This is a genomic window from Vibrio sp. B183 (assembly GCF_000740665.1).
GTDB classification, from domain to species: Bacteria; Pseudomonadota; Gammaproteobacteria; order Enterobacterales; family Vibrionaceae; genus Vibrio; species Vibrio coralliilyticus.
The window spans coordinates 264257-286693 of the sequence record NZ_JPQB01000026.1 but is presented as its reverse complement, the minus strand read 5'-3'; the positions used below and the strand labels follow the sequence as shown (position 1 = coordinate 286693).

The window sequence follows — 22437 nt, the reverse complement described above, 5'->3', positions numbered from 1 at the left end:
CAGCGGTTAATGTCAAATTCCTGCTCGGATTAACGGTGGCTATACACGTAGTTTTTGAAAAACCAAATACCCACAGCAATAACAATCAACCACGGGATAAGTTTAATCACCGCCCCGACCATACCGAGTAAAACCATCACCATCAAAGCAAAACCCGCCGCAGCAAACACCGTGAACATAGTAAGACCCGTCACCAGCAGCGTTGCAATAAAGACCAATACAAAGATGAGTTCAAACATATCTTTCTCCTTAGTTACCTTTCGCTTTGCAGAAAGTAAGCCAAGTTAAAGAAAAACATATAAGCATCTGATTTTAATAAAATAAAAAAGAGACACTTTATAAAGCGTCTCTTTTATTGATTATCTTAGTTGGTTAAATTCACTAACCAAATACTATTAGGTGGTGAAATTTACACATTCAGCTCTTTAGGAATTTTACTCAGCGCCGTCTCTACAACTTCGATACCTGAACCAGGCTTGTGAGCATTCTCACTGATGTAACGACGCCATTGACGCGCCCCCGGCATATTCTGGAACAAGCCCAACATATGACGAGTAATGTGACCGAGATACGCCCCTTTCTCCAGCTGGCTTTCAATATACGGATACATCTCTTCCACAACTTGAGTACGCTTCTTAACAGGCTTATCTAATCCAAAGATCTGCTGGTCAACTTCCGCCAGAATATATGGGTTCTGATAGGCTTCACGACCAACCATAACGCCATCTAGGTGCGTCAAATGCTCTTTGGTGTCCTCAAGTGTCTTAACGCCACCATTAATAGCAATATTAAGGTGCGCAAAATCTTTCTTCAGTTGATAGGCACGCGGGTAATCAAGAGGTGGAATCTCACGGTTCTCTTTCGGGCTTAAACCAGACAGCCAAGCTTTGCGCGCGTGAATAGTAAATTGATCACAGCCACCCTTCTCGGAAACAATCGATACAAAGTCGGTCAGAAACTCATAAGAGTCTTGGTCATCAATACCGATACGGGTTTTCACCGTAACTGGCACATCCACCACATCGCGCATTGCCGCAACACATTCAGCCACCAGCAGTGGCTCTGCCATCAGACACGCACCAAAGCGACCGTTTTGCACACGGTCAGACGGGCAGCCAACGTTGAGGTTGATTTCATCGTAGCTACGCTCTTGTGCCAATTTCGCACACGTTGCCAAATCCTGAGGGTTTGAGCCACCTAACTGAAGTGCCACTGGGTGCTCTTCCTGGTTATAGGCCAGAAAATCACCTTTACCGTGAATAATCGCGCCCGTCGTCACCATTTCGGTATAGAGCAAAGTTTCGCTCGTCAGCAGTCGATGGAAGTACCGACAGTGTCTGTCAGTCCAATCGAGCATGGGTGCAATGGAAAAGCGGTTGGCCGCGTATTTACTAGTATTGTCAGGTTTCATAAGGTGTTACTCGAAATCTTACTACCACAGCTATATATGAATATTCACGCCCACAGATCCTAGCAATCTTGCGCTAATGCGATACTCATCATGGAGTGGTCAAAAATAATCCGGCGATTATACACAGAGAATCAAAAACATTCAGGAAAAAAGAACTCGCTAGAACCTACGGAAATAGAAGGGTTAGAGAGTTCGTACACCCGAGCTCACACCAAAACAATCCGCAGCAAGATACTTACTTCTCGATAGATTTATTGAAGAGACTGATCTGTGGGAAGAAACAATCAGCACATCGTTAGACTGTTTTTGGCTGCGGCGCTGCCAAAGTCGAAAGTCACCATCTAAGAACGAGTAACCTAGTCAAACGCTGTTAGACAAAAAAAAGCTGGCCCAAAAGTGAGTTGGAGGCCAGCACCGTTCCATGAAGCAAATGAAATGATTGACAAATTACCCATAGGGACTTTTATCGTAGATGAATAAAATATGAAATCAATTTCATATTTTATTTTTCCTGTACACATCGCAAGCTTTTGCGTGCCGCCCCTAGGTTTAGAGTAATTAGCCCACACTCACCACTTTCGATATGTGATCTGGTTCAATCCAAACTATGTTTAAAATTCACGCAAAAAAAAAGCTGGCCCTTGGAGTTGGCAGCCAGCGTAAATGTTTGAATTGAAAATGAAAGATACATGAATGTTACAGTTTCATATCGTCCCGGTTAAGGACAGATGCAACCATACGGTAAGGAAAATACTAACTCAAGTGCACATGAGAGGATATTTAGTTCAGAAACGATGTTTTTGCCGTTTTCACTACTCATCACACAAATCAGGTGGTATTTAACTGATTGAAAACATTAGATTAATACAAACAGACTTATCTATTAAGGCCTTGAGAAATAACCACTTTTGAGCTGTTCTCTACGCATTTCGTAAGCTCGAAAATGGGAAATGTACTAATAGGGTAATCTTCCAAACTCTGAACAAGACTTTGATCAGCAAACTTGTACGTACATCACTGTTCAATGATTAGACTCATCTGATTAGCAGATTAACGCTGCAACTATTTATAAATATTCACTATTCTATCTGTTGAAACATATTAAGAGCGCATAGTAGAAGGATTTACGCGTATGGCCTCTGATCCATTAGACAAACCAACCATACTGGTGGTCGATGATATCCCAGACAATATCCATACTTTGTCTGGCATTCTTTCCGATGAATTTAAAATCAAAGCAGCCACCAGCGGCGCGAAAGCTCTCAAGATTGCCAACAGCTCTCCTCGTCCTCATTTGATCTTGCTCGATATCATGATGCCGGAAATGGACGGCTACGAAGTGTGCTCGATTCTAAAGTCCAACCCTTTGACTTCCGATATCCCCGTGATCTTTGTAACAGCCAAGGCAGAAGTGGTCGATGAGCAAAAAGGCTTCGAGATGGGAGCAGTCGACTACATTACCAAACCTGTCAGCCCACCAATCGTTAAGGCTCGAGTGAAAACACACATCGCGCTGTACGATCAAAACTTGGCGTTATCGGTTCAAGTAAAACAAAGAACCGAACAATTGGAGCGCAGCCGCCTCGAAATCATTCAACGCCTAGGCAGAGCTGCTGAGTACAAAGATAATGAGACAGGCATGCATGTTGTTCGCATGAGTCATTACTCGCGCATTCTTGCTGAGCAGCTGGATGTCAGTAAACGTTGGGTCGAACTTGTCTTCCAGGCTTCTCCCATGCATGACATCGGAAAAATCGGTATCCCCGATAACATTTTAGGCAAGCCCGGTAAGCTAGATGGTGATGAATGGACGGTGATGCAAAAGCACGTCAACTTCGGCGCAGACATTATCGGAGAAAGTGATTCACTCCTGTTGCAAATGGCGAAAGAGATTGCTCTTTATCACCATGAAAAATGGGATGGCAGTGGCTACCCTCATGGTACTCAAGGAGAAGCAATCCCTTTAAGTGCTCGCATTGTGGCCATTGCGGACGTGTTCGATGCCCTAACCAGTGAACGCCCATATAAAAAAGCGTGGCCAGTTGAAGATGCCGTGGCACTGCTTAAAGAAGGTGCAGGCGCACATTTTGACCCCAACTTAGTGCCCATTTTCATCAGTCAGCTAGATGAAATCCTCAAAATCAAAGAATCCTTTAAAGACGAATTTTAAGTGCTTCGGCTAAGGTAGAGAATGAATCAAGTACAGAACTACGCGCTCGACTCTAAGCGCATTCTTACCGGCTTTGTTATTGCTTCTGTGATGTTACTGATTGCCGGTAGCATTGGCTGGATGAGCCTTAACCAGCGCTTTAATACAGTCGATCAGTACGCGAGTAATGCCCAGCTATTATCGACCTTAGACAGCGTTAAGATGCTCGAGCAAAGCTATATTCGTCTGCCTCAGGATGAGATCTCTGATGACATTTATCGCCAGATAGATAAAGCTCAGACGATATCAGACGTTGTCATCGCCAATGGTATTGATGCACAGATTACCGACTTGCTTGCGGATTATCGTCAGGACTTTACCCAGTACATAGCGCTCAGTCAGAGTGAAACCACAACTCGTGAAGAAATGACCATCATTGCCGAGGAGGCTGCCGATACCATAGATGTCATTCAGCAGTTGCATGAAGACTTCGTTGAAAACGGTATCATGAGTATTGAGGAGCTTAGAGAGCAAGTAGATGAAGATTCTGATAACGCGATTCGTGCTCACTGGCTTGTGGGATTAATTGCAAACTCACAAAACCACCAGAAATCATACGTGCTTAGTAAAGACCAACAGGAGCTTAACCAAGCACAGTTTGAACTGAAGAAAATCGACCAACTCATCACCTTACTCGATGGCAAGCTGACCGAGCAAACCAGTGTGAATAAACTGATTCTGGTCAACAATGCTAAAAATCGTTATCTCACCTCACTCGTCCAGCTAAGAAGCTGGTCTAATATTGGTGAAAAGCTCCAGCAAAGCATTCTCAATCAAGTAAATCGTTCTGGGGACGAGTTGGCACGCTCAGCCACCGACTTACGTAATCATCTTCAGGATATTCTCCGAGCATCGCAGCAAGCCGTTTCCAGTACTCAAATCGCTATTAGTGAGCGTCTGGCTGTCAGCTCTAATCTACTTGTTCTTCAATCTTCAATCAGTGAAGCACAACAACTCGATCGCGACTATTCACTGTCACTTTCACCAACGCGCCAGCAGGCGATTGCTGACCAAGTAAATGATTATCTGGAATACTCACTGCGCCTTCTCGATAGCCTGTCAGCTCAAGTACCGACCGATGAAGAAAAGATCAATGTCGACAAAATACAAACACTGACTAACAGCTACTACACGCTGTTCAATCAATTAACTTCAGCACGCAGTATTACCTCACAGCAGATCGCCCAGTTGGAAACAACATACGACCAACTACAATCGTTCATTCAACCCGTTTACCAAGAGCAGCTCAATACGGTAGAAAATTCCGGTGCGATTACCAGCTATCTAGCGATTGGAGGCGGTATCTTTGCGGTGACTTTACTGCTGCTGGGGTTGCTAGCCAATAAATCTCACGCAGCGCTGGAGCGTTTTGCCGATAAGCTGGCATTAGCAAGAGATGACGCCGATGCAGCAAACAAAGCAAAGTCAGACTTCTTGGCTAACATGAGCCACGAGATCCGCACACCAATGAACGCCATTATCGGCATGAGCTATCTTGCACTCAAAACGGACCTTTCCAAGGCTCAACGCAATTACATTCAGAAAGTGAAGCTTTCCGCCGATTCCCTGCTCGGTTTGATCAACGATATCTTAGACTTCTCAAAGATCGAAGCGGGCAAACTGGATATCGAAAACGTCGACTTCCACCTAGAGAATGTTCTCGACAATATTTCCAATCTAGTTGGTTTACGCGCGTCTGAACGCGGGTTGGAATTATTGATCCATATTGATCGCGACGTACCAACTGCGCTAGTTGGCGATCCTCTCCGCCTGGGGCAGATCCTAATTAACCTAGCCAACAACGCGGTGAAATTTACTGAACAAGGTGAGATCAAAGTTAGCATTGCTCTGGAAAAGAAAGACGGTAACGATATCACCCTCAAATTCTCGGTGACTGATAGCGGTATTGGCATGACACCAGAGCAGTGTAATAAGCTATTCAACAAGTTTACTCAGGCCGATAGTTCAACCACACGCAAATATGGCGGTACCGGACTTGGGTTGGCGATCAGCAAAGAGCTTTGTCAGTTGATGGGCGGTGACATTGGTGTCACAAGCGAACAAGGTAAAGGATCAACGTTCAGCTTCACCGTTCAATTAGGTGTCAGCCATGCCTTGAAACAAGAACAATTGTTGGTCCCGAAAGAACTCGGTCAGCTGAAAATTCTGGTGGTCGATGATAATGCCAGCGCAAGGCTTATTGTGGAAGATATTCTCGAATCCCTACAGTTTGAAACCACCAGCGTTACCAATGTTGATAGTGCGCTTGATGAGTTAGAAGAAGCCATCACCAACAAACAACCTTATGATTTGGTGATTTCTGACTGGCAGATGCCGGTCAAAGATGGCATCGATTTAGCTGAAATCATGTGGGACAGACTGGCAGAGCGTGAGCAACCAAAACTCTTAATGCTGACGGCTTATGGCCGTGAAGAGCTGACCGATGCCTTTATCAATCGCCAGTTAACGCCACCATCAATCCTAGATAAGCCAGTCACCTCTTCACATCTGTTCGATGCCATAGTGACACTTTATGGCGTTGAGGGCAGTCGCGTAAGCCGGAGCGATGTCGAAGAGCAGACACAACTTGCCAATGCCCAACAACTGGCTGGCGCTCAGTTGCTGCTGGTCGAAGACAATGAGATTAACCAAGAGCTAGCCACTGAGCTACTTGAGGGCCAACAAGTACATGTCACGATTGCTGAAAATGGTCAGGTAGCGATCGACCTGTATAAGAGCCATGACTTCGATGGCATTTTAATGGACTGTCAGATGCCAGTCATGGATGGCTATGAAGCCACGGAATTTATACGTCAAAAACTGGATGATAAACAAATTCCAATCATCGCTATGACGGCTAACGTCATGGAACGCGATAAAGAAAAAGCGAAGAATGCGGGTATGAATGACATCATCGCTAAACCGATTGATGTCGGTGCGATGTTCAGTACTTTGGCGAAATGGATTACACCTAAACATCCACAACAACTGGTGGCAGGAGCGGAACACTCTACTGAGCAAGTCCCCAACATTGCCGGTCTTGATATTACTTCAGGCCTAACCCGTGCGAGTGGTAATGCCGATTTGTACACCAAACTCATTCTGCGCTTTGCCAGCACTTATGCCGATACCAACGCTGTGGAAACCGCTGTCACCGATGAAGACAGTGCTACACGCAAACGCAATATTCACTCTCTCAAAGGGGTTGCGGGCAATATAGGGGCGACTTCGCTGCACGAGCTTTGCCAAGAGCTGGAACACGACAGCACAAATCAAGACTTACGCCAAAGAATGCTTAAATCACTCACCGCACTGGTCGAGAATATCCACGCCAGCGAACTCCACAGTGAAAAGCCTGCGGTATCTTCTGCAAATGGTATTTTCAATCAGGATTTGTTTGATCAGCTCAAACAAGCCATAGATGAAAACGACACTCAGGCACTGTCTATTATGGAAGATATTGCATCAAGCTCTTCGGTTGGGTTGTCTGAATCTGACTTCGCCCAGCTAAATAATGCGTTGGAAGAGTTTGATTTTGACTTAGGGCAGGAGATTTTATCCAACAGAGCGCACAAAGTGAGTAATACCAATGCGCCGTAGCAGTATCGTTTTATTAACAGATAAGGTAACTTATAACACTCAAAGCAGATCCAGTTACCGTAACCGCGATTCGATAGGTTAACTCACTGACTGTATTATCAGAAAATGCCTCTTGATAAACGAAATCCATCAAGAAATGGTATATTATTACTAAAGTCCAATGGTTATGGTGAAAAATTTGGACCACAAGCTAATAAAGCAGATTGAAGAAATGTGTGCAGCGCGGGGAGTAAGACTGACTCCTCAAAGAAAGAGGGTTTTTGAGCTAATTTGTTCCAGCCCTAAAGCATCAAGTGCATACGAATTACTGGAAGAGCTAAAGAAAAGTGAACCGCAAGCGAAACCACCAACAGTGTATCGCGCACTCGACTTTCTCTTAGAGCAAGGGTTTATCCATCGTGTTGAATCCACCAACAGTTTTATTCAATGCAGCTCTTGCAATGCTCATAAGCACTACTCACATTTACTGATTTGCGATAAGTGCAGCAATGTTATTGAACTTCAAGATGATAGTTTGGTAGCCTTACTGAAGAATAATGCTGAAAAACATGGCTTTACGATCACAAACCACGTGATTGAATCTCATGGAGTTTGTCAGTCATGTTCAAATGAACAGACGGAATAAGAATAGAAGAAGATTATGCGCGCTGAATTTGTAAACCCGTTTTTAGCTTCTCTGATGAACGTTCTAAAAACGATGGCTTCTCTGGAATTGAAGCCACAGAAACCTCGAGTGAAGAAAGATGAGATCGCTCGTGGTGATGTTTCAGGTTTAATTGGAATGGTAGGTCAGCAGACACGCGGTTCTATGTCTATCACATTTGATGAAAATCTGGCTCTGGAAATCATGCAGAACATGTTAGGTGAACGCCCTAATGGTCTAAATGACGAAATTACCGACATGGTGGGTGAAATCACTAACATGGTCGCTGGTGGCGCAAAACGTATCCTTTCTGAAAGCGGCTTCGATTTCGATATGGCAACACCAATCGTAGTATCAGGCAAGGGCCACACTATCCGCCACAAATGTGAAGGCGCGATCATCATCATGCCATTCACATCTCAATGGGGTAACGCGTTTATCGAAATTTGTTTCGAATAAGTCGTACCTTGCAAATAAAGAAAAAGCTTCCCTTGGGAAGCTTTTTTGCTTTATGCAATGATGTTTCTTTGCTTGAGCGCGGTTAAGCAATCCTCCACCAACGCATCGATAGATTTCTCACCCGCAAGTAAGTCAATTTCAGGGGCTAGTGGCGCTTCATACTCAGAATCAATCCCAGTGAAATTAGCGATCTCTCCCGCACGAGCTTTTTTGTATAGCCCTTTAGGATCACGCTGTTCACACACTTCCAATGAAGTATTGACGAAGACTTCGAGGAACTCTCCGTCTGGCAGTAAATCTCTTACCAGTTGACGCTCTGCACGATGCGGTGAGATAAAAGCCGACAAAACAATTAAGCCCGCATCAGCCATCAGTTTGGCTAGCTCACCAATACGTCGGATGTTCTCACGGCGATCTTGCTCGGAGAAGCCTAGATCACTACACAAACCATGACGCACATTGTCACCATCGAGTAGATAAGTGTGATAACCCTGCTCTGCCAGTTTGTTTTCCAACGCTCCTGCAACCGTTGATTTCCCTGCGCCAGATAAACCTGTAAACCAAAGCACAACCGGTTTTTGTTGCTTTAGTTCGGCTCTGAAAGCCTTATCAATATTATGCTGATGCCAAACAATGTTTTCATCTTTGGTCGGCGTGTCCGTGGTCATAATTCTATCCTTAAAACGGGAAAAATTGAGGAATCAAAGCCAATACCAGCACCGAGTAAACGATGGAGACTGGAATACCGACTCTGATGTAATCTGCAAGCTTATAGTTACCTACGCTGTAAACGAGTAAGTTGGTCTGATAACCATAAGGTGAAATAAAGCTGGCACTGGCACCAAACAGCACCGCCATAATGAATGGCATTGGGTCGACGCCATACCCCATTGCCATACTGTAGCCAAGCGGAAACGCCAGTGCTGCAGCAGCATTATTGGTCACCAGTTCGGTCAGTATTAGCGTAAAGAGGTAAGTCGCGACCAAAGCTCCAAATGCCCCCCAACCATTGAATGTTTCCATAAACATCGCGCCCAATGTGGCGGACAAGCCAGAGGACATCATCAGTTGGGCAATAGATAAGGCAGAGCCGACGATCACAACGATATCGACAGGAAAACGACGTCTAAGCTCTCCCATCTGGATGACACCAAAAAACAGCGCCGCAAGAAGGAAAACCGACAAACCTTTAATCAGTGGGAAGACGTTCAGCAATGCAGCAGCAATTACGCCTGCAAACCCGAGCAGCACTAGACTAGATTTATTCGCATCAAGGCGAGCGCTCGAATCCAAGTCATTCACCAAAACAAACTCTTTGCGGTGTGCCTTGCGCTCCTGCTCAAAACGTTTGCCTGGTACCAAGACTAAGGTATCACCGGCATTGAGTTCTATATTACCCAATCCACCCTGCAACCTTTCGTGGCCACGACGAATCGCGACCACAACAGCATCAAAGCGATCACGAAAATGGCTGGATTTGAGGGTCTTGTTACAAAAGCTAGCTGAAGAGCTCACCACCACTTCAACAAAGCTCTGGCCGTTAAGGTGGTGCTGACCAAACAGCGTTAGTCCTTGAATTTCCTGCAGTGTGGCTACGCTTTCAATATCACCACAGAACAATAAGCGATCTTTGGCCTGCAAAACAAAATCTGGTTCCACCGATGCCATGGTTTCGCCACCACGTATCACTTCCGCAAGGAACAGTTTTCTCAATGCACGCAGGTTGTTTTCGCTGATACTTCGCCCCACCAAAGGTGAGCCTGGCTCCACAATCGCTTCAAGAAAATAAGGCAACTCTTCCTGATTTTGATCTTCATAGTTCGGAAGTAAATAGCTCAGAGGGATCAAGATCAAAAGACCTGCTACCAGCACAGACAACCCGATCATAGTTGGAGTAAAAAAGCCAAGACTCGGGAGTCCTGCATCTTCTACAAAGCTGTTAATGATCAAGTTAGTTGACGTACCGATCAAGGTCAATGTGCCGCCAAGAATCGCCGCATAAGAGAGTGGGATAAGCAGCTTAGAAGGAGCATGGGACTGGTTACGCTTGATCGCACCGATCAAAGAGACAACCACAGCGGTATTGTTGGTGAACGACGACAGGAATGCCGTCGACAAACCAAGCTTGGCAACCACTGTACCAAGCTTGCCCGTCGATAAAGAACGACTGACCCAGCTGATCAGTCTGGTTTTTTCCAATGCGCTGGAGGCAAGAATCAGCAACACCAGCGTTAACAGAGAGGAATTAGTAAAGTTAGTGGCAACATCGCCAAGTTCAATCATGCCAGCGAGAAACGCTATGAACGCCGCTCCTGCAAATATAAAACTTGGCTTAATTCGTGTTGTGATCAGGCACGTAACGATACCCAACAACACTGCCAACACGAATCCTTGCTGCCACATCATACTCTACCTGCTCCGCTCGGTTAGATTTTCGCATCCCACTCAGGGAAGTGTTTAAGAATCAGAGCTTTTAGCTCAGTTTCAAAAGCACCCATACGCTCCTGAGGAGAACGCTGACGCTCAGCCAGAGCATCACGCACCAAACCTGCACCTACGGTCACGTTAGTCAGGCGATCGATGATGATGAAACCACCTGTATCCTGCACGGCATCGTAGTTGTCAATGGCTACCGACTCATTCAATGTCCACTCACACAAACCAATACCATTCAGCGGTAGCTCTTCTGCTTTGTGCATAGACAGGTTGTTGATGTCGTACTGGTGACGAATGGCTTCAACGCGACCTACAGTCTTCTTGCCCGCAATCTTCACATCGTAATCACGGCCAGCCTGCAATGGCTGCTCTGTCATCCACACCACATCAGCAAGCAGTCGGTTACTTGACTCAACTTGAGCATGTTCAAGTACGATCAAGTCACCACGGCTGATATCGATCTCATCTTCCAATGTCAGCGTCACCGCTAGGCCTGCTTGAGCTTGTTCTAGGTCGCCATCAAAAGTCACAATACGCGCCACTTTCGAACTCTTACCTGAAGGCAGAGCTTTAATGCGGTCACCCACTTTGACATTGCCTGAGGCAATCGTGCCCGCAAAACCACGGAAGTCGAGGTTTGGACGATTGACATATTGGACAGGGAAACGGAAATCCCCCTCTTCTTTAACCTGGTCAACATCGACGTTTTCTAGAAGTTCGAGTAGAGACGGCCCTTCAAACCAACTCAGGTTATCACTCGCCTCCACCACATTGTCGCCCTCTAGCGCAGACAGTGGAATGATCTGAATATCGGTTTCACCTTGGAGGTTTTCTGAAAACGACAGGTATTCGTCACGGATCTCTTCAAAGCGTTGTTGTGAATACTCCACCAGATCCATCTTGTTCACTGCCACTACAAAGTGCTTAAGGCCAAGCAAGTTTGAGATGAAAGAGTGACGACGAGTTTGATCCAATACTCCTTTACGCGCATCAATCAAAATGACCGCAAGATCACAGGTCGAAGCGCCTGTCGCCATGTTACGCGTGTACTGCTCATGCCCCGGCGTGTCGGCAATGATGAACTTACGCTTCTGGGTAGAGAAATAGCGATACGCGACATCAATCGTAATCCCCTGCTCACGTTCAGCCTGCAAACCATCAACCAACAACGCTAGGTCTGGACGTTCGCCGGTGGTGCCGACACGCTGACTATCCGAGTGAACGGCGGCCAACTGATCTTCATAAATTTGCTTTGAGTCGTGGAGTAGACGACCAATCAATGTACTTTTACCATCATCTACTGAACCACATGTGAGGAATCTAAGTAGCGATTTGTGTTGATGCTGAGTCAGGTAACCTTCGATACCAAGTTCAGCTAATTGAGCTTCAACTGCACTGTTCATAATCTTTCCTTAGATCCTTTAGAAATAACCTTGTCGTTTCTTCAATTCCATCGATCCCGACTGATCGTGGTCGATCGCACGGCCTTGTCGTTCACTCGAGGTCGCAACCAGCATTTCTTCAATAATGCCCGTCAGTGTATTGGCGTCTGATTCAATCGCACCGGTCAGCGGGTAGCATCCTAAAGTACGGAAACGGACGTTTTTCTCTTCAATCACTTCACCTGGTTGTAGCTTCATTCGCTCATCGTCCACCATGATGAGCATGCCATCACGCTCAACGACTGGGCGCTTATCAGCTAGGTAAAGTGGAACAATTTCGATGTTCTCTAGATAGATGTATTGCCAGATATCCAGCTCAGTCCAGTTGGATAGTGGGAACACACGAATGCTTTCACCTTTATTGATCTGGCCATTGTAAGTACGCCATAACTCAGGACGTTGATTCTTCGGGTCCCATGTATGGTTCTTGTCACGGAAAGAATAGACTCGCTCTTTCGCACGAGATTTCTCTTCATCGCGACGCGCACCACCAAAAGCCGCATCAAAACCATACTTATTCAACGCTTGTTTAAGACCTTGAGTTTTCATGATGTCAGTATGCTTGGACGAGCCATGTTCGAATGGGCTACATCCCATCGCAAGACCTTCTGGGTTCTTATGAACCAAAAGCTCAAAGCCGTATTTTTCTGCAGTTTTGTCGCGGAATTTGATCATCTCCTTAAACTTCCAGTCGGTATCGACGTGAAGTAGAGGAAACGGGATCTTACCTGGGTAAAAAGCCTTACGAGCAAGATGCAGCATGACTGAGGAGTCTTTACCGATGGAGTACATCATCACCGGATTATCAAACTCTGCAGCAACTTCGCGGATGATATGAATACTCTCCGCTTCTAGCTGCTTGAGATGGGTTAAACGTTCTTGGTCCATGTTAGTGCTTCCTTTGCGGCTCACTGGGAGCGTCTGACAAATTCTAAATAAATGGGCATTACGCGAATTGGCGCTGTTGTAATGGTTCTTGCTGTGTTCCAAACCACGTTAATTTTTCTGATAAAGACACCACTTCCCCAATCACGATCAGTGACGGCGACTCAGCATCTTGAGCAAGAGTTGCCAGCTGTGACAGCTGACCTTTAAAAACTTTCTGACAGGATTGTGTTCCGCGCTCGATGATCGCAATCGGAGTGTCTGGTGAGCGGCCATGCTCAATCAACTGACCTTGAATGTACTCAGACTTCATTAGCCCCATATAAATCACCAGAGTCTGATTACCGCGAGCCAGCGTTGACCAGTCCATTTGATCACTTTCAGCTTTAAGATGACCAGTGATAAACATCGCTGTTTGCGCATAATCGCGGTGCGTCAATGGGATGCCTGCATAGGCGGTAGCACCAGCAGCAGCGGTAATTCCAGGCACAACGTGGAACGAAACGCCCGCATCAGCCAAGACTTCCAGTTCTTCACCACCACGGCCAAAGATAAATGGATCGCCACCTTTAATACGCACAACACGATGTCCTTGTTGAGCAAAGTCCACCAGTAGCTGATTGGTTTTTTCTTGAGGAACACTATGATGGCCAGCACGCTTGCCAACACAGACTAAAATCGTATCGCTCGGTACCAGTGCCATGATTTCATCGGAGACTAAATAGTCGTAAAGTACGACATCCGCCTGCTGTAAAAAGCGCAGTGCTTTGATGGTCAGCAATTCAAGATCCCCCGGACCGGCACCAATAAGAGCAACTTCACCAGAGTTCAATACACTCTTACCAATATTCTCAGTAGAAGACTGCGCTTGTGCTGCTCGCGGGTTATGAAGTGGAAATTGAGAAATTGTATCCTTGCTCGCCATCATGTTGTTCCTTTCCTGTCGTTGAAAGCATTATGGCGCTCTATATATATTACCTGAAATTCTAAAATTTCATTTTTTATACCTTTTTCTGATAAGAGTAGAATGCAATGTGGTTAATGGTTGAACACAGATGAGATCTACTGAGCAGAACGGTATAAAGTAATTGTTCTAGGTCACAGTTTGTTACTGAGCGAAATATCTGTTGCACGGCGTTTTGCTACATTATGCAACGTCTCAAAATAACGCTATCGGAGCTTACAAAATGAAAGTCGCAGTGAAACCCCTTTCGCTTGCTGTACTGGGTGGCATGCTAACTATGGCTGGCCCAGCAATGGCTGAAACGATCAAATTACGTATCGTAGAAACCACGGATATTCACACTAACGTCATGGACTACGACTACTACAAAGATAAACCGACTCAAAAAACCGGTCTGACACGCACAGCTACGCTGGTTAAGCAAGCTCAGGCCGAAGTAAAGAACAGCGTACTGGTTGACAATGGTGACCTTATCCAAGGTAGCCCTATGGGTGACTACATGGCCGACAAAGGCATCAAACCAGGTGAAGTACACCCCGTTTACAAAGCAATGAACCAGCTAAACTACGATGTCGGTAACATTGGTAACCACGAGTTTAACTACGGTCTGGAGTTCCTTGCAGAAACCATCAATGACGCTGACTTCCCATACATCAGCGCCAACGTGTTTGATAAGAAAACAGGCAAGCACTACTTCAAGCCATACATCATCAAAACTCACACTTTCAAAGATGTTGAAGGTGTAGAGCATGAAATTAAAGTGGGTTACATCGGCTTCGTTCCACCACAAATCATGGTATGGGATAAGAAAAACCTAGAAGGTAAGGTATTTGCCAAGGACATCAAAGAGACAGCAGAAGAGCTCGTCCCTCAGATGAAAAAAGAAGGCGCGGATGTCATCGTTGCCATTCCACACTCTGGCGTAGCATCTGACCCTTACAAAGCAGGCGCAGAAAACTCAACTTACTACTTATCAGAAGTCGAAGGCATTGATGCAATCGCCTTTGGTCACTCACACGCGGTCTTCCCGGGTAAAGGTTTTGACAACATCCAAGGTGTCGATAACCAGAAAGGTACCATTAACGGCGTCGCTTCGGTTATGCCTGGACGCTGGGGCAGCCACGTCGGTGTTATCGACCTAGAACTGAAAGAACAAGATGGCAAGTGGTCAGTTGTGAAAGGTCAGGCAGAAGCCCGTCCTATCTACGATAAAGTGGCTAAGAAATCTCTTGCTAAAGCCGATCCTGACATGGTGAAAGCACTAGAAGCAGACCATAAAGGTACGCGCGATTTCGTTAACCAGCCAATCGGTAAAGCAAACGACGTGATGTACAGCTTCCTTGCTCTAGTACAGGATGATCCAACCGTACAAATCGTTAACCTTGCACAGAAAGATTACGTGGAACGCTTTATTCAAGGCGACCCTGATCTGTCAGATATTCCAGTCCTTTCAGCAGCCGCTCCTTTCAAAGCTGGTGGTCGTAAGAACGATCCAGCAAACTTTACTGAAGTCGAATCCGGCCAGCTGACGTTCCGTAATGCAGCAGATCTTTACCTTTACCCGAACACGCTTGTCGCAATGAAGGTCAAGGGTAAGGAAGTAAAAGAGTGGCTAGAGTGTACTGCTGGTCAATTCCAACAGATTGATGTTAACAGCACTGCACCACAGCAGCTTATCGACTGGGATGGCTTCCGTACTTATAACTTCGACGTCATTGACGGTGTTGAGTACCAGATTGATGTAACTCAGCCAGCGAAATACGATGGTGACTGTAAGCTAGTCAACGAAGGCGCTGAACGTATTGTTGGTTTGACTTACCAAGGTAAGCCAATCGATATGGAACAAGACTTCCTGATCGCGACCAACAACTACCGTGCATACAGCAACAAATTCCCAGGCACTGGTAGTGAGTTTGTGGCGTTTGATTCTCCAGACGAAAACCGCTCTGTTATTGCGTCTTACATCAGCCGAGTAAGTAAAGAAAAAGGCGAAGTAACACCAAGCGCAGACAACAACTGGACATTCGCTCCAATTAAGTCTGACAACAAACTGGACATCCGCTTTGAAACCTCACCAAGTGAGAAAGCTGCGGCCTTCATTGAGAAGAAAGGCCAGTATCCGATGAAACAAGTCGCAACTGACGATGTGGGTTTCGCGGTTTATCAGATCGACCTACAAAAGTAGGCATGTGATATAGTTTTTAAGCCGCGATATTTATCGCGGCTTTTTTTTCATCACAAGTTAGCGAATCACACTTGATCGGTTTAGAATTCTAAGCATGTTTTAGTTGATGATAAAAAGTTCATGCAGCCCACCGAACGCTTTATGGAACAGCTCCAAGCCACAGGCTTCAATCACGATGAAATAGCCCAATTGCTTGACTCTGCTCAGCTTATTGAGCTCCCGACCCGACACATATTGCTTCATCAAGGTCAGCTTGCCGAGGAGATATTTTTCCTCATCGAAGGGATTTGCCACTCCGCCTACCTCACTGACAAGGGTAAAGAATTCAGCAAGGAATTTTACTGGGAACACGACTGGATCATCGGCTTTGAAAGTTTAATCAAGCAGCAACCGTCACCCTACCTGCTCGAATCTCTGACCTCTTGTGTGCTCTTCTCACTTCCAGTAGAAACACTTCGTCAGTGGCGCAGTCAAAAACATAGCGTGTATCTGAAGCTGCTCGAAACTCAGTTGATGTACAAAGAGAACAAAGAACGCTTTATGTTGTTGTACACCCCAGAAGAACGTTATGAACTGTTCTGCCAGCATTACCCGCACTTACCTGAAAGGCTAACCGACTATCAGATAGCCGCCTATCTAGGTATTACCCCGATTAGCCTGAGCCGAATTAAAAAGCGAATGCAAAGTTAACATTTGTTAATGCTGCTAGGGTTCATCACTGTTAACTTAGGTCTTCATAAGAACGAAACCGAGCAGCGCTATGATCACCTGGCAACTTCTTCCTTTTGACCAATTGTCTACCCCTCAGCTATACCAACTCCTCAAACTGCGTGTTGATGTGTTTGTCGTCGAACAAACCTGCCCCTACCCTGAACTGGATGGCAAGGATAGCTTAGAGAACGTACACCATTTAATGGGCTACAAAGATGACGAACTGGTTGCTTGCGCGCGACTTCTGCCGCAAAACGTCAGCTACCCTTCAGTCAGTATTGGTCGAGTGGCTACCGCGCAAGCCCATCGCGGTGACGGGTTAGGCCATCAGTTGCTTGAACAAGCGCTATTAGAGTGCGACAAGCTGTGGCCGGGACAAGATATTGAGATTGGTGCTCAGGAGCATCTAGAAACGTATTACAACCGCCATGGTTTTCAGCGCACCTCAGAGATGTACCTAGAGGACGATATTCCACACATCGACATGAAGTTTAGTCGGTAGTTATGACCGGGCTCTCTCCTCAAGCCATTGCTCTGTGGTTACTCATTGCAGGTAATCTCACTGCATCACTGTCAGATGTGATGGTCAAACTGCTTGATGGCAGCGTGAGCCCGTTTCAGTACATATTTATCCGTCAGTTAATCTCAGTCGCGGTGATCTACCCGCTGTGGAGAAAAGAAACACAGGCCACACGCCAACTGAGCTCACCCGGCCTCAATATCTTTCGCGCTCATCTCGTTTTGATTGGCAGTGGTTGCATGGTGGTTGCCATTACTCATATGACATTAGCCAGTGCGAATGCTGTGTTCTATGCCGCACCTTTGTTAATGCTGCCCATTTCAGTGTTGATGATGGGAGAAAAACCTTCTCGTTCCAAAGTGCTCGGCACACTATTAGGCTTTGTTGGTGTGCTGATTGTTCTCAGACCTTCACAATTTCATTGGGCTGCCTTTTTTGCACTCGGTACGGCAACCACGCTGGCGTTGTTTAATGTTTCAGCACGTAAACTTCCCGAGCAACAATCCATGATCAGTACCTTGTTTTGGACTTCACTGCTATCACTTCCCGTTGCAGGCATTCTGGCTGTTTGGTCATGGCAACCAATCAACGCCTCCCAATTGGGACTAATCGCTGCCGGAGCACTTTTGATTCTTGTTTATAATGGTTTGGCTGTTCTGGCTTACCGAAAAGCGCCAGCTGGGGAGATAGGCTTAGCAGAGTATTCTGGATTAGTGTTTGTCACTCTGTTTGGAATCTGGTGGTTTAACGAAATTCCGGATTGGATTACTGCCATGGGTATCATGCTGATCATCGCCCCTTTACTACCAATCAGAAGGCGATTTCGACAGCGTATTGTAAACAGTTAACTACTTACTGCGTCCAAATCCACCATCCGATAGACGGAAGAACATAACGGATTTAGCACTTTTCTCGAGCTGGAGGATATCTAAGCTGCCGTCATCCGCGAGTTTGAAACGAACCAACTGGCCAGCCTTAATATAGCTAAGCGGCTTGTCGCTACCTTCAACGCGCACTAACGCATTCAAATCAGCCATTGCCAGATTATTGTTGCGGAAGACTTGCGCCAAGGTGTCACCTCTCTTCACCGTATATTCCTGCCAGAGCTCCGACTTTAAACTTTCCTGTTGCTGAGAAGGCTGCTCACTCAATCCAGTAGTATTGATATTAACTTGAACGCGCTGTTTTGCTGTTTGAGGGGACGAAGGCTGTTCAACTGTCGGAGCTGGTGTTGGGATAACCAATAAAAGCAAAACCACTGGCACGAGTACCATCAATGCACGCTGATGCAACTTAGGCAGGTGAGCCCAAGCCCGCTTTGCTTGATCGGCGATACCCTTCCAATCTACCTGCGAAAACTTCTGCTGTACCAGTTCTGCATAATCTACCTGTTTTACTTTTCTCTTTCTGCGATTCATTACGCGAGGTCTCCCAGGGTCCACGAATACAAGTATAAAAACGAAGCGCACTGTAGTATAGGAGTTTTCAATGTGTTAAGTGATGTGCAGGTCAAATTTGTCAATCTCCGCTTAAAAGTAAGACGTAAATCTCACATTGCAACACTTGTTGTTGCTTCAAAGCGGGACCATTTCATCCCAGCACTAATACTGGTATCCTGTGCCACCTGAATACATCAAAAATAGAGAGACATCATGTCTGAAGTTAAATTTGAAACTGTAGAACAAAAAGCAAGCTACGGCATTGGTCTACAGATGGGTCAGCAACTGGCTGGTTCTGGTCTAGAAGGCCTGAGCGTTGACGCAATTGCAGCGGGTATCGCGACTGCTCTAGTAGGCGACATGCCAGCTATTGAAATCGACGAAATCAACTCTGCACTTCAAGACCTACACCAACGTGCAGAATCTGCTCGTCAAGAGTCAGCTAAAGCAGCTGCTGCTGACGGTGAAGCGTTCCTAAAAGACAACGCTCTTCGCCCAGAAGTCACAGTCCTTGAGTCAGGTCTACAGTACGAAGTTATCACAGAAGGTACTGGTGAAATCCCTACGTCAGACAAGCAAGTACGTGTTCACTACCACGGTGAACTGACTGACGGCACTGTATTCGACAGCTCAGTATCTCGCGGTCAACCAGCAGAGTTCCCTGTAACTGGCGTAATCAAAGGCTGGGTTGAAGCACTTCAACTAATGCCTGTTGGTTCTAAGTGGAAACTATACATCCCTCAAGACCTAGCATACGGCGAGCGCGGCGCAGGTGCAGCGATTCCTCCATTCGCAGCACTTGTATTCGAAGTAGAACTACTAGACATTCTGTAATTCGAAACGAACCCACAATTCTTAATAAAGCGACGCATTGCGTCGCTTTTTTTGTCTACACTGGTAGTGTTTCGCTTTGCCCTTAAGGAATCACTATGACTAAAGCCCTGACACTACTCCCCCTTCTTCTCTCAACAAGTTTCTCAAGTTACGCGTTTCTCAATCTAGGAAAAGAGAGCCCCGACTCGATCGCGTTAACTAGCATCATCAGCGAAAAGTTATCGAACACACAAAGCCAATCACCACTGACTGACGCATTAACCAGCAACCTGTCGATCAGCGGAGAACAAGCCGCAACAGGCTCGGCAGCGCTGCTATCTTTGGCTCAAAATCAACTACCTGCAGATCAAAGCGAAGAATTAACAGGTGCTATACCAGGTTTATCGAGTTTGTCCTCACTGGGTGGGATAACGGGTCAAGTCCAATCAATGAGTGCAGTGAGTGATATTTTCGCGAAGATAGGGCTAGATCCATCAATGATCAGCCAGTTTACTCCAGTCATACTAGAGTACTTATCGGGACAAGGAGCCAGCTCGGGACTAATGACATCTCTTGAAGAGCTGTGGAAAGAATAATAAGAATTGAATAAACAGCAGATACAAAAAAGCCGAGCTAATGCTCGGCTTTTTTGTTCGTACGAACCTGATTACTCAGCAGCTTCTTCAGCTGCTGGGCGATCTACAAGCTCAATGTAAGCCATTGGAGCTTTATCGCCAGCACGGAAACCAGCTTTTAGGATACGAGTGTAACCGCCCTGACGAGCAGCAAAACGTGGACCTAGTTCGTTAAATAGTTTTGCAACTACTTCGTTGTCACGAGTACGTGCAAATGCTAGACGACGGTTAGCAACGCTGTCAGTCTTAGCTAGTGTAATCAAAGGCTCAACTACGCGACGTAGCTCTTTAGCTTTTGGCAAAGTAGTCTTGATAACTTCATGACGTACTAGAGAGCTAGCCATGTTGCTGAACATCGCTTTGCGATGTGAGCTATTGCGGTTGAGTTGACGACCACTCTTACGATGGCGCATGACCTAATCCTTCTAACTAGTATCGATTAATCTTCAGCGATAGACGCTGGTGGCCAGTTTTCTAGGCGCATGCCCAGAGACAGACCACGTGATGCAAGTACGTCTTTAATCTCAGTAAGAGATTTTTTACCAAGGTTAGGCGTTTTAAGTAGCTCAACCTCAGTACGCTGTACAAGATCACCGATGTAGTGAATCGCTTCTGCTTTCAGACAGTTAGCAGAGCGAACTGTTAGTTCAAGATCGTCTACAGGACGCAGTAGGATCGGATCGAATTCTGGCTTCTCTTCCTTCTCCTCAGGTACACGTACATCACGAAGATCTACGAACGCATCCAATTGCTCAGCTAGAATAGTAGCTGCGCGACGGATTGCTTCCTCAGGGTCTAGAGTACCGTTCGTTTCCATGTCGATAACAAGTTTGTCTAAGTCTGTACGCTGCTCTACACGAGCTGCTTCAACAGAATAAGCAATCTTGTCTACTGGGCTGTACGTAGCGTCAACCAGTAGGCGACCAATAGGACGCTCATCTTCTTCAGTATGGATACGAGCTGAAGCTGGAACGTAACCACGACCACGTTCAACTTTGATACGCATTGCGATCTCAGCGTTGTCATCTGTTAGATGACAAATAACGTGTTCTGGGTTAGCGATCTCTACATCACCATCATGGGTGATGTCACCTGCAACCACAGGGCCCGAGCCTGATTTGTTAAGCGTAATAAACACTTCATCTTTGCCTTCGGCAACGCGCACAGCCAAACCTTTAAGGTTTAGAAGAATTTCAAGAATATCTTCTTGAACACCTTCTTTAGTGCTGTATTCGTGTAGAACGCCTTCAATTTCTACTTCTGTAACTGCGCAACCTGGCATAGAAGATAGAAGAATACGGCGAAGTGCATTACCTAGAGTGTGACCAAAGCCACGCTCTAATGGCTCAAGAGTTACTTTTGCGTGTGTCGTGCTAACTTGTTCGATGTCAACAAGACGTGGCTTAAGAAATTCTGTTACAGAACCCTGCATTGTGTCCTCTCTTTAGTTTAAACCTTACTTAGAGTAAAGCTCGACGATCAGTTGTTCGTTGATGTCAGCAGATAGATCTGAACGCTCAGGCAAACGCTTGAACGTACCTTCCATCTTACCACCATCTACTTCAATCCAAGTTGGTTTTTCGCGTTGTTCAGCAACTTCTAGAGCCGCTTTAATGCGAGATTGCTGTTTAGCTTTCTCACGGATAGAAACAACGTCGTTAGCCGCAACTTTGAAAGAAGGAACGTTTACAACTTTACCGTTAACTAGGATAGCTTTGTGGCTAACTAGCTGACGTGCTTCTGCGCGAGTTGCGCCAAAGCCCATGCGGTAAACTACGTTATCAAGACGACCTTCAAGAAGCTGAAGTAGGTTTTCACCAGTGTTGCCTTTTAGGCGAGCAGCTTCTTTGTAGTAGTTACGGAATTGTTTTTCTAGAACGCCGTACATACGACGAACTTTTTGCTTCTCACGAAGCTGAACGCCATACTCAGATAGACGACCGCGACGAGCGCCGTGTACACCTGGTGCGTTATCAATTTTACACTTGGTATCGATCGCGCGTACACCAGACTTAAGGAATAAGTCAGTACCTTCGCGACGGCTAAGCTTCAGCTTAGGACCCAAATATCTTGCCATGATCTTTC

At 45.9% G+C, this 22437-nt stretch carries 21 protein-coding genes; 10 read left to right on the top strand and 11 right to left on the bottom strand.

Annotation, left to right across the window (positions count from 1 at the left end):
• Nucleotides 1–29: 29 nt before the first annotated feature.
• Both pspG and dusA read right to left on the bottom strand, forming a co-directional pair.
• Nucleotides 30–239, bottom strand: coding sequence for an envelope stress response protein PspG (gene pspG / locus IX95_RS23345; RefSeq protein ID WP_006963183.1), 210 nt, complete (start codon nucleotides 237–239; stop codon nucleotides 30–32).
• A 170-nt stretch (nucleotides 240–409) separates the two neighbouring features.
• Nucleotides 410–1411, bottom strand: coding sequence for a tRNA dihydrouridine(20/20a) synthase DusA (dusA, locus tag IX95_RS23340; protein ID WP_038164372.1), 1002 nt, complete (start codon nucleotides 1409–1411; stop codon nucleotides 410–412).
• Between the two features lie 1132 nt (nucleotides 1412–2543).
• Between dusA and IX95_RS23335 the strand changes: the two genes are divergently transcribed.
• The 4 genes from IX95_RS23335 (at nucleotide 2544) to IX95_RS23320 (ending at nucleotide 8322) form a co-directional block, all read left to right on the top strand.
• Nucleotides 2544–3581, top strand: coding sequence for a response regulator (locus IX95_RS23335; RefSeq protein ID WP_019276764.1), 1038 nt, complete (start codon nucleotides 2544–2546; stop codon nucleotides 3579–3581).
• 21 nt (nucleotides 3582–3602) lie between these two features.
• Nucleotides 3603–7220, top strand: a complete 3618-nt coding sequence (locus IX95_RS23330; protein WP_038164370.1) for a response regulator — start codon at nucleotides 3603–3605, stop codon at nucleotides 7218–7220.
• 166 nt (nucleotides 7221–7386) lie between these two features.
• On the top strand, nucleotides 7387–7845 hold the full coding sequence (gene zur, locus IX95_RS23325) for a zinc uptake transcriptional repressor Zur (RefSeq protein ID WP_029236218.1): 459 nt from the start codon (nucleotides 7387–7389) through the stop codon (nucleotides 7843–7845).
• Nucleotides 7846–7860: 15 nt separating this feature from the next.
• Entirely contained in the window at nucleotides 7861–8322 is a 462-nt protein-coding gene (locus IX95_RS23320) for a chemotaxis protein CheX (RefSeq protein WP_006963190.1), read from the top strand.
• A gap of 50 nt (nucleotides 8323–8372) precedes the next feature.
• Here the strand turns inward: IX95_RS23320 and cysC are convergent, their stop codons facing one another.
• Genes cysC through cobA form a run of 5 tightly spaced genes read right to left on the bottom strand, consistent with a single transcriptional unit; the run spans nucleotide 8373 to nucleotide 14010 of the window.
• Nucleotides 8373–8990, bottom strand: coding sequence for an adenylyl-sulfate kinase (cysC, locus tag IX95_RS23315; RefSeq protein WP_038164368.1), 618 nt, complete (start codon nucleotides 8988–8990; stop codon nucleotides 8373–8375).
• A gap of 10 nt (nucleotides 8991–9000) precedes the next feature.
• On the bottom strand, nucleotides 9001–10725 hold the full coding sequence (locus IX95_RS23310) for an SLC13 family permease (RefSeq protein WP_038164366.1): 1725 nt from the start codon (nucleotides 10723–10725) through the stop codon (nucleotides 9001–9003).
• Between the two features lie 23 nt (nucleotides 10726–10748).
• Nucleotides 10749–12161, bottom strand: a complete 1413-nt coding sequence (cysN, locus tag IX95_RS23305) for a sulfate adenylyltransferase subunit CysN (RefSeq protein WP_038164365.1) — start codon at nucleotides 12159–12161, stop codon at nucleotides 10749–10751.
• A gap of 18 nt (nucleotides 12162–12179) precedes the next feature.
• A complete protein-coding gene (gene cysD / locus IX95_RS23300; protein WP_227495665.1) occupies nucleotides 12180–13112 on the bottom strand; it encodes a sulfate adenylyltransferase subunit CysD in 933 nt (310 codons plus the stop codon).
• Between the two features lie 34 nt (nucleotides 13113–13146).
• A complete protein-coding gene (gene cobA, locus IX95_RS23295; protein ID WP_038164363.1) occupies nucleotides 13147–14010 on the bottom strand; it encodes a uroporphyrinogen-III C-methyltransferase in 864 nt (287 codons plus the stop codon).
• Between the two features lie 262 nt (nucleotides 14011–14272).
• On the opposite strand from cobA, the gene cpdB reads away from it, so the two are divergent.
• From cpdB to IX95_RS23275, 4 genes are all read left to right on the top strand, one after another.
• A complete protein-coding gene (cpdB, locus tag IX95_RS23290) occupies nucleotides 14273–16234 on the top strand; it encodes a 2',3'-cyclic-nucleotide 2'-phosphodiesterase (protein WP_038164361.1) in 1962 nt (653 codons plus the stop codon).
• Nucleotides 16235–16354: 120 nt separating this feature from the next.
• Entirely contained in the window at nucleotides 16355–16924 is a 570-nt protein-coding gene (locus IX95_RS23285) for a Crp/Fnr family transcriptional regulator (RefSeq protein ID WP_021455194.1), read from the top strand.
• 70 nt (nucleotides 16925–16994) lie between these two features.
• A complete protein-coding gene (locus IX95_RS23280; protein ID WP_021455195.1) occupies nucleotides 16995–17447 on the top strand; it encodes a GNAT family N-acetyltransferase in 453 nt (150 codons plus the stop codon).
• A gap of 2 nt (nucleotides 17448–17449) precedes the next feature.
• Nucleotides 17450–18313: a DMT family transporter gene (locus IX95_RS23275; RefSeq protein ID WP_038164359.1), complete on the top strand. Its 864-nt coding sequence runs from the start codon at nucleotides 17450–17452 to the stop codon at nucleotides 18311–18313.
• On the opposite strand, the gene IX95_RS23270 is transcribed toward IX95_RS23275, so the two are convergent.
• The gene (locus IX95_RS23270; protein ID WP_038164357.1) at nucleotides 18314–18883 is read right to left on the bottom strand and encodes a LysM-like peptidoglycan-binding domain-containing protein; all 570 of its coding nucleotides are present in this window, start codon (nucleotides 18881–18883) and stop codon (nucleotides 18314–18316) included. It abuts the gene before it with no gap.
• 234 nt (nucleotides 18884–19117) lie between these two features.
• On the opposite strand from IX95_RS23270, the gene IX95_RS23265 reads away from it, so the two are divergent.
• Both IX95_RS23265 and IX95_RS23260 read left to right on the top strand, forming a co-directional pair.
• Nucleotides 19118–19738, top strand: coding sequence for an FKBP-type peptidyl-prolyl cis-trans isomerase (locus IX95_RS23265; RefSeq protein WP_006963202.1), 621 nt, complete (start codon nucleotides 19118–19120; stop codon nucleotides 19736–19738).
• Between the two features lie 95 nt (nucleotides 19739–19833).
• Entirely contained in the window at nucleotides 19834–20313 is a 480-nt protein-coding gene (locus tag IX95_RS23260) for a DUF2780 domain-containing protein (protein ID WP_038164355.1), read from the top strand.
• Nucleotides 20314–20384: 71 nt separating this feature from the next.
• Here IX95_RS23260 and rplQ read toward each other — a convergent pair whose 3' ends face one another.
• The 3 genes from rplQ to rpsD are packed head-to-tail and all read right to left on the bottom strand — an operon-like array spanning nucleotide 20385 to nucleotide 22429.
• The gene (gene rplQ / locus IX95_RS23255; RefSeq protein WP_005383141.1) at nucleotides 20385–20765 is read right to left on the bottom strand and encodes a 50S ribosomal protein L17; all 381 of its coding nucleotides are present in this window, start codon (nucleotides 20763–20765) and stop codon (nucleotides 20385–20387) included.
• A 26-nt stretch (nucleotides 20766–20791) separates the two neighbouring features.
• Nucleotides 20792–21784, bottom strand: coding sequence for a DNA-directed RNA polymerase subunit alpha (locus IX95_RS23250; protein ID WP_004410407.1), 993 nt, complete (start codon nucleotides 21782–21784; stop codon nucleotides 20792–20794).
• A gap of 24 nt (nucleotides 21785–21808) precedes the next feature.
• Nucleotides 21809–22429, bottom strand: coding sequence for a 30S ribosomal protein S4 (gene rpsD / locus IX95_RS23245; protein WP_006963204.1), 621 nt, complete (start codon nucleotides 22427–22429; stop codon nucleotides 21809–21811).
• Between the last annotated feature and the right edge of the window lie 8 nt (nucleotides 22430–22437).

Coding starts and splice junctions, on each gene's coding strand:
- pspG (WP_006963183.1), bottom strand. CDS start 239: ATGTTTGAACTCATCTTTGTATTGGTCTTTATTGCAACGCTGCTGGTG.
- dusA (WP_038164372.1), bottom strand. CDS start 1,411: ATGAAACCTGACAATACTAGTAAATACGCGGCCAACCGCTTTTCCATT.
- IX95_RS23335 (WP_019276764.1), top strand. CDS start 2,544: ATGGCCTCTGATCCATTAGACAAACCAACCATACTGGTGGTCGATGAT.
- IX95_RS23330 (WP_038164370.1), top strand. CDS start 3,603: ATGAATCAAGTACAGAACTACGCGCTCGACTCTAAGCGCATTCTTACC.
- zur (WP_029236218.1), top strand. CDS start 7,387: ATGGTGAAAAATTTGGACCACAAGCTAATAAAGCAGATTGAAGAAATG.
- IX95_RS23320 (WP_006963190.1), top strand. CDS start 7,861: ATGCGCGCTGAATTTGTAAACCCGTTTTTAGCTTCTCTGATGAACGTT.
- cysC (WP_038164368.1), bottom strand. CDS start 8,990: ATGACCACGGACACGCCGACCAAAGATGAAAACATTGTTTGGCATCAG.
- IX95_RS23310 (WP_038164366.1), bottom strand. CDS start 10,725: ATGTGGCAGCAAGGATTCGTGTTGGCAGTGTTGTTGGGTATCGTTACG.
- cysN (WP_038164365.1), bottom strand. CDS start 12,161: ATGAACAGTGCAGTTGAAGCTCAATTAGCTGAACTTGGTATCGAAGGT.
- cobA (WP_038164363.1), bottom strand. CDS start 14,010: ATGGCGAGCAAGGATACAATTTCTCAATTTCCACTTCATAACCCGCGA.
- cpdB (WP_038164361.1), top strand. CDS start 14,273: ATGAAAGTCGCAGTGAAACCCCTTTCGCTTGCTGTACTGGGTGGCATG.
- IX95_RS23285 (WP_021455194.1), top strand. CDS start 16,355: ATGCAGCCCACCGAACGCTTTATGGAACAGCTCCAAGCCACAGGCTTC.
- IX95_RS23280 (WP_021455195.1), top strand. CDS start 16,995: ATGATCACCTGGCAACTTCTTCCTTTTGACCAATTGTCTACCCCTCAG.
- IX95_RS23275 (WP_038164359.1), top strand. CDS start 17,450: ATGACCGGGCTCTCTCCTCAAGCCATTGCTCTGTGGTTACTCATTGCA.
- IX95_RS23270 (WP_038164357.1), bottom strand. CDS start 18,883: ATGAATCGCAGAAAGAGAAAAGTAAAACAGGTAGATTATGCAGAACTG.
- IX95_RS23265 (WP_006963202.1), top strand. CDS start 19,118: ATGTCTGAAGTTAAATTTGAAACTGTAGAACAAAAAGCAAGCTACGGC.
- IX95_RS23260 (WP_038164355.1), top strand. CDS start 19,834: ATGACTAAAGCCCTGACACTACTCCCCCTTCTTCTCTCAACAAGTTTC.
- rplQ (WP_005383141.1), bottom strand. CDS start 20,765: ATGCGCCATCGTAAGAGTGGTCGTCAACTCAACCGCAATAGCTCACAT.
- IX95_RS23250 (WP_004410407.1), bottom strand. CDS start 21,784: ATGCAGGGTTCTGTAACAGAATTTCTTAAGCCACGTCTTGTTGACATC.
- rpsD (WP_006963204.1), bottom strand. CDS start 22,429: ATGGCAAGATATTTGGGTCCTAAGCTGAAGCTTAGCCGTCGCGAAGGT.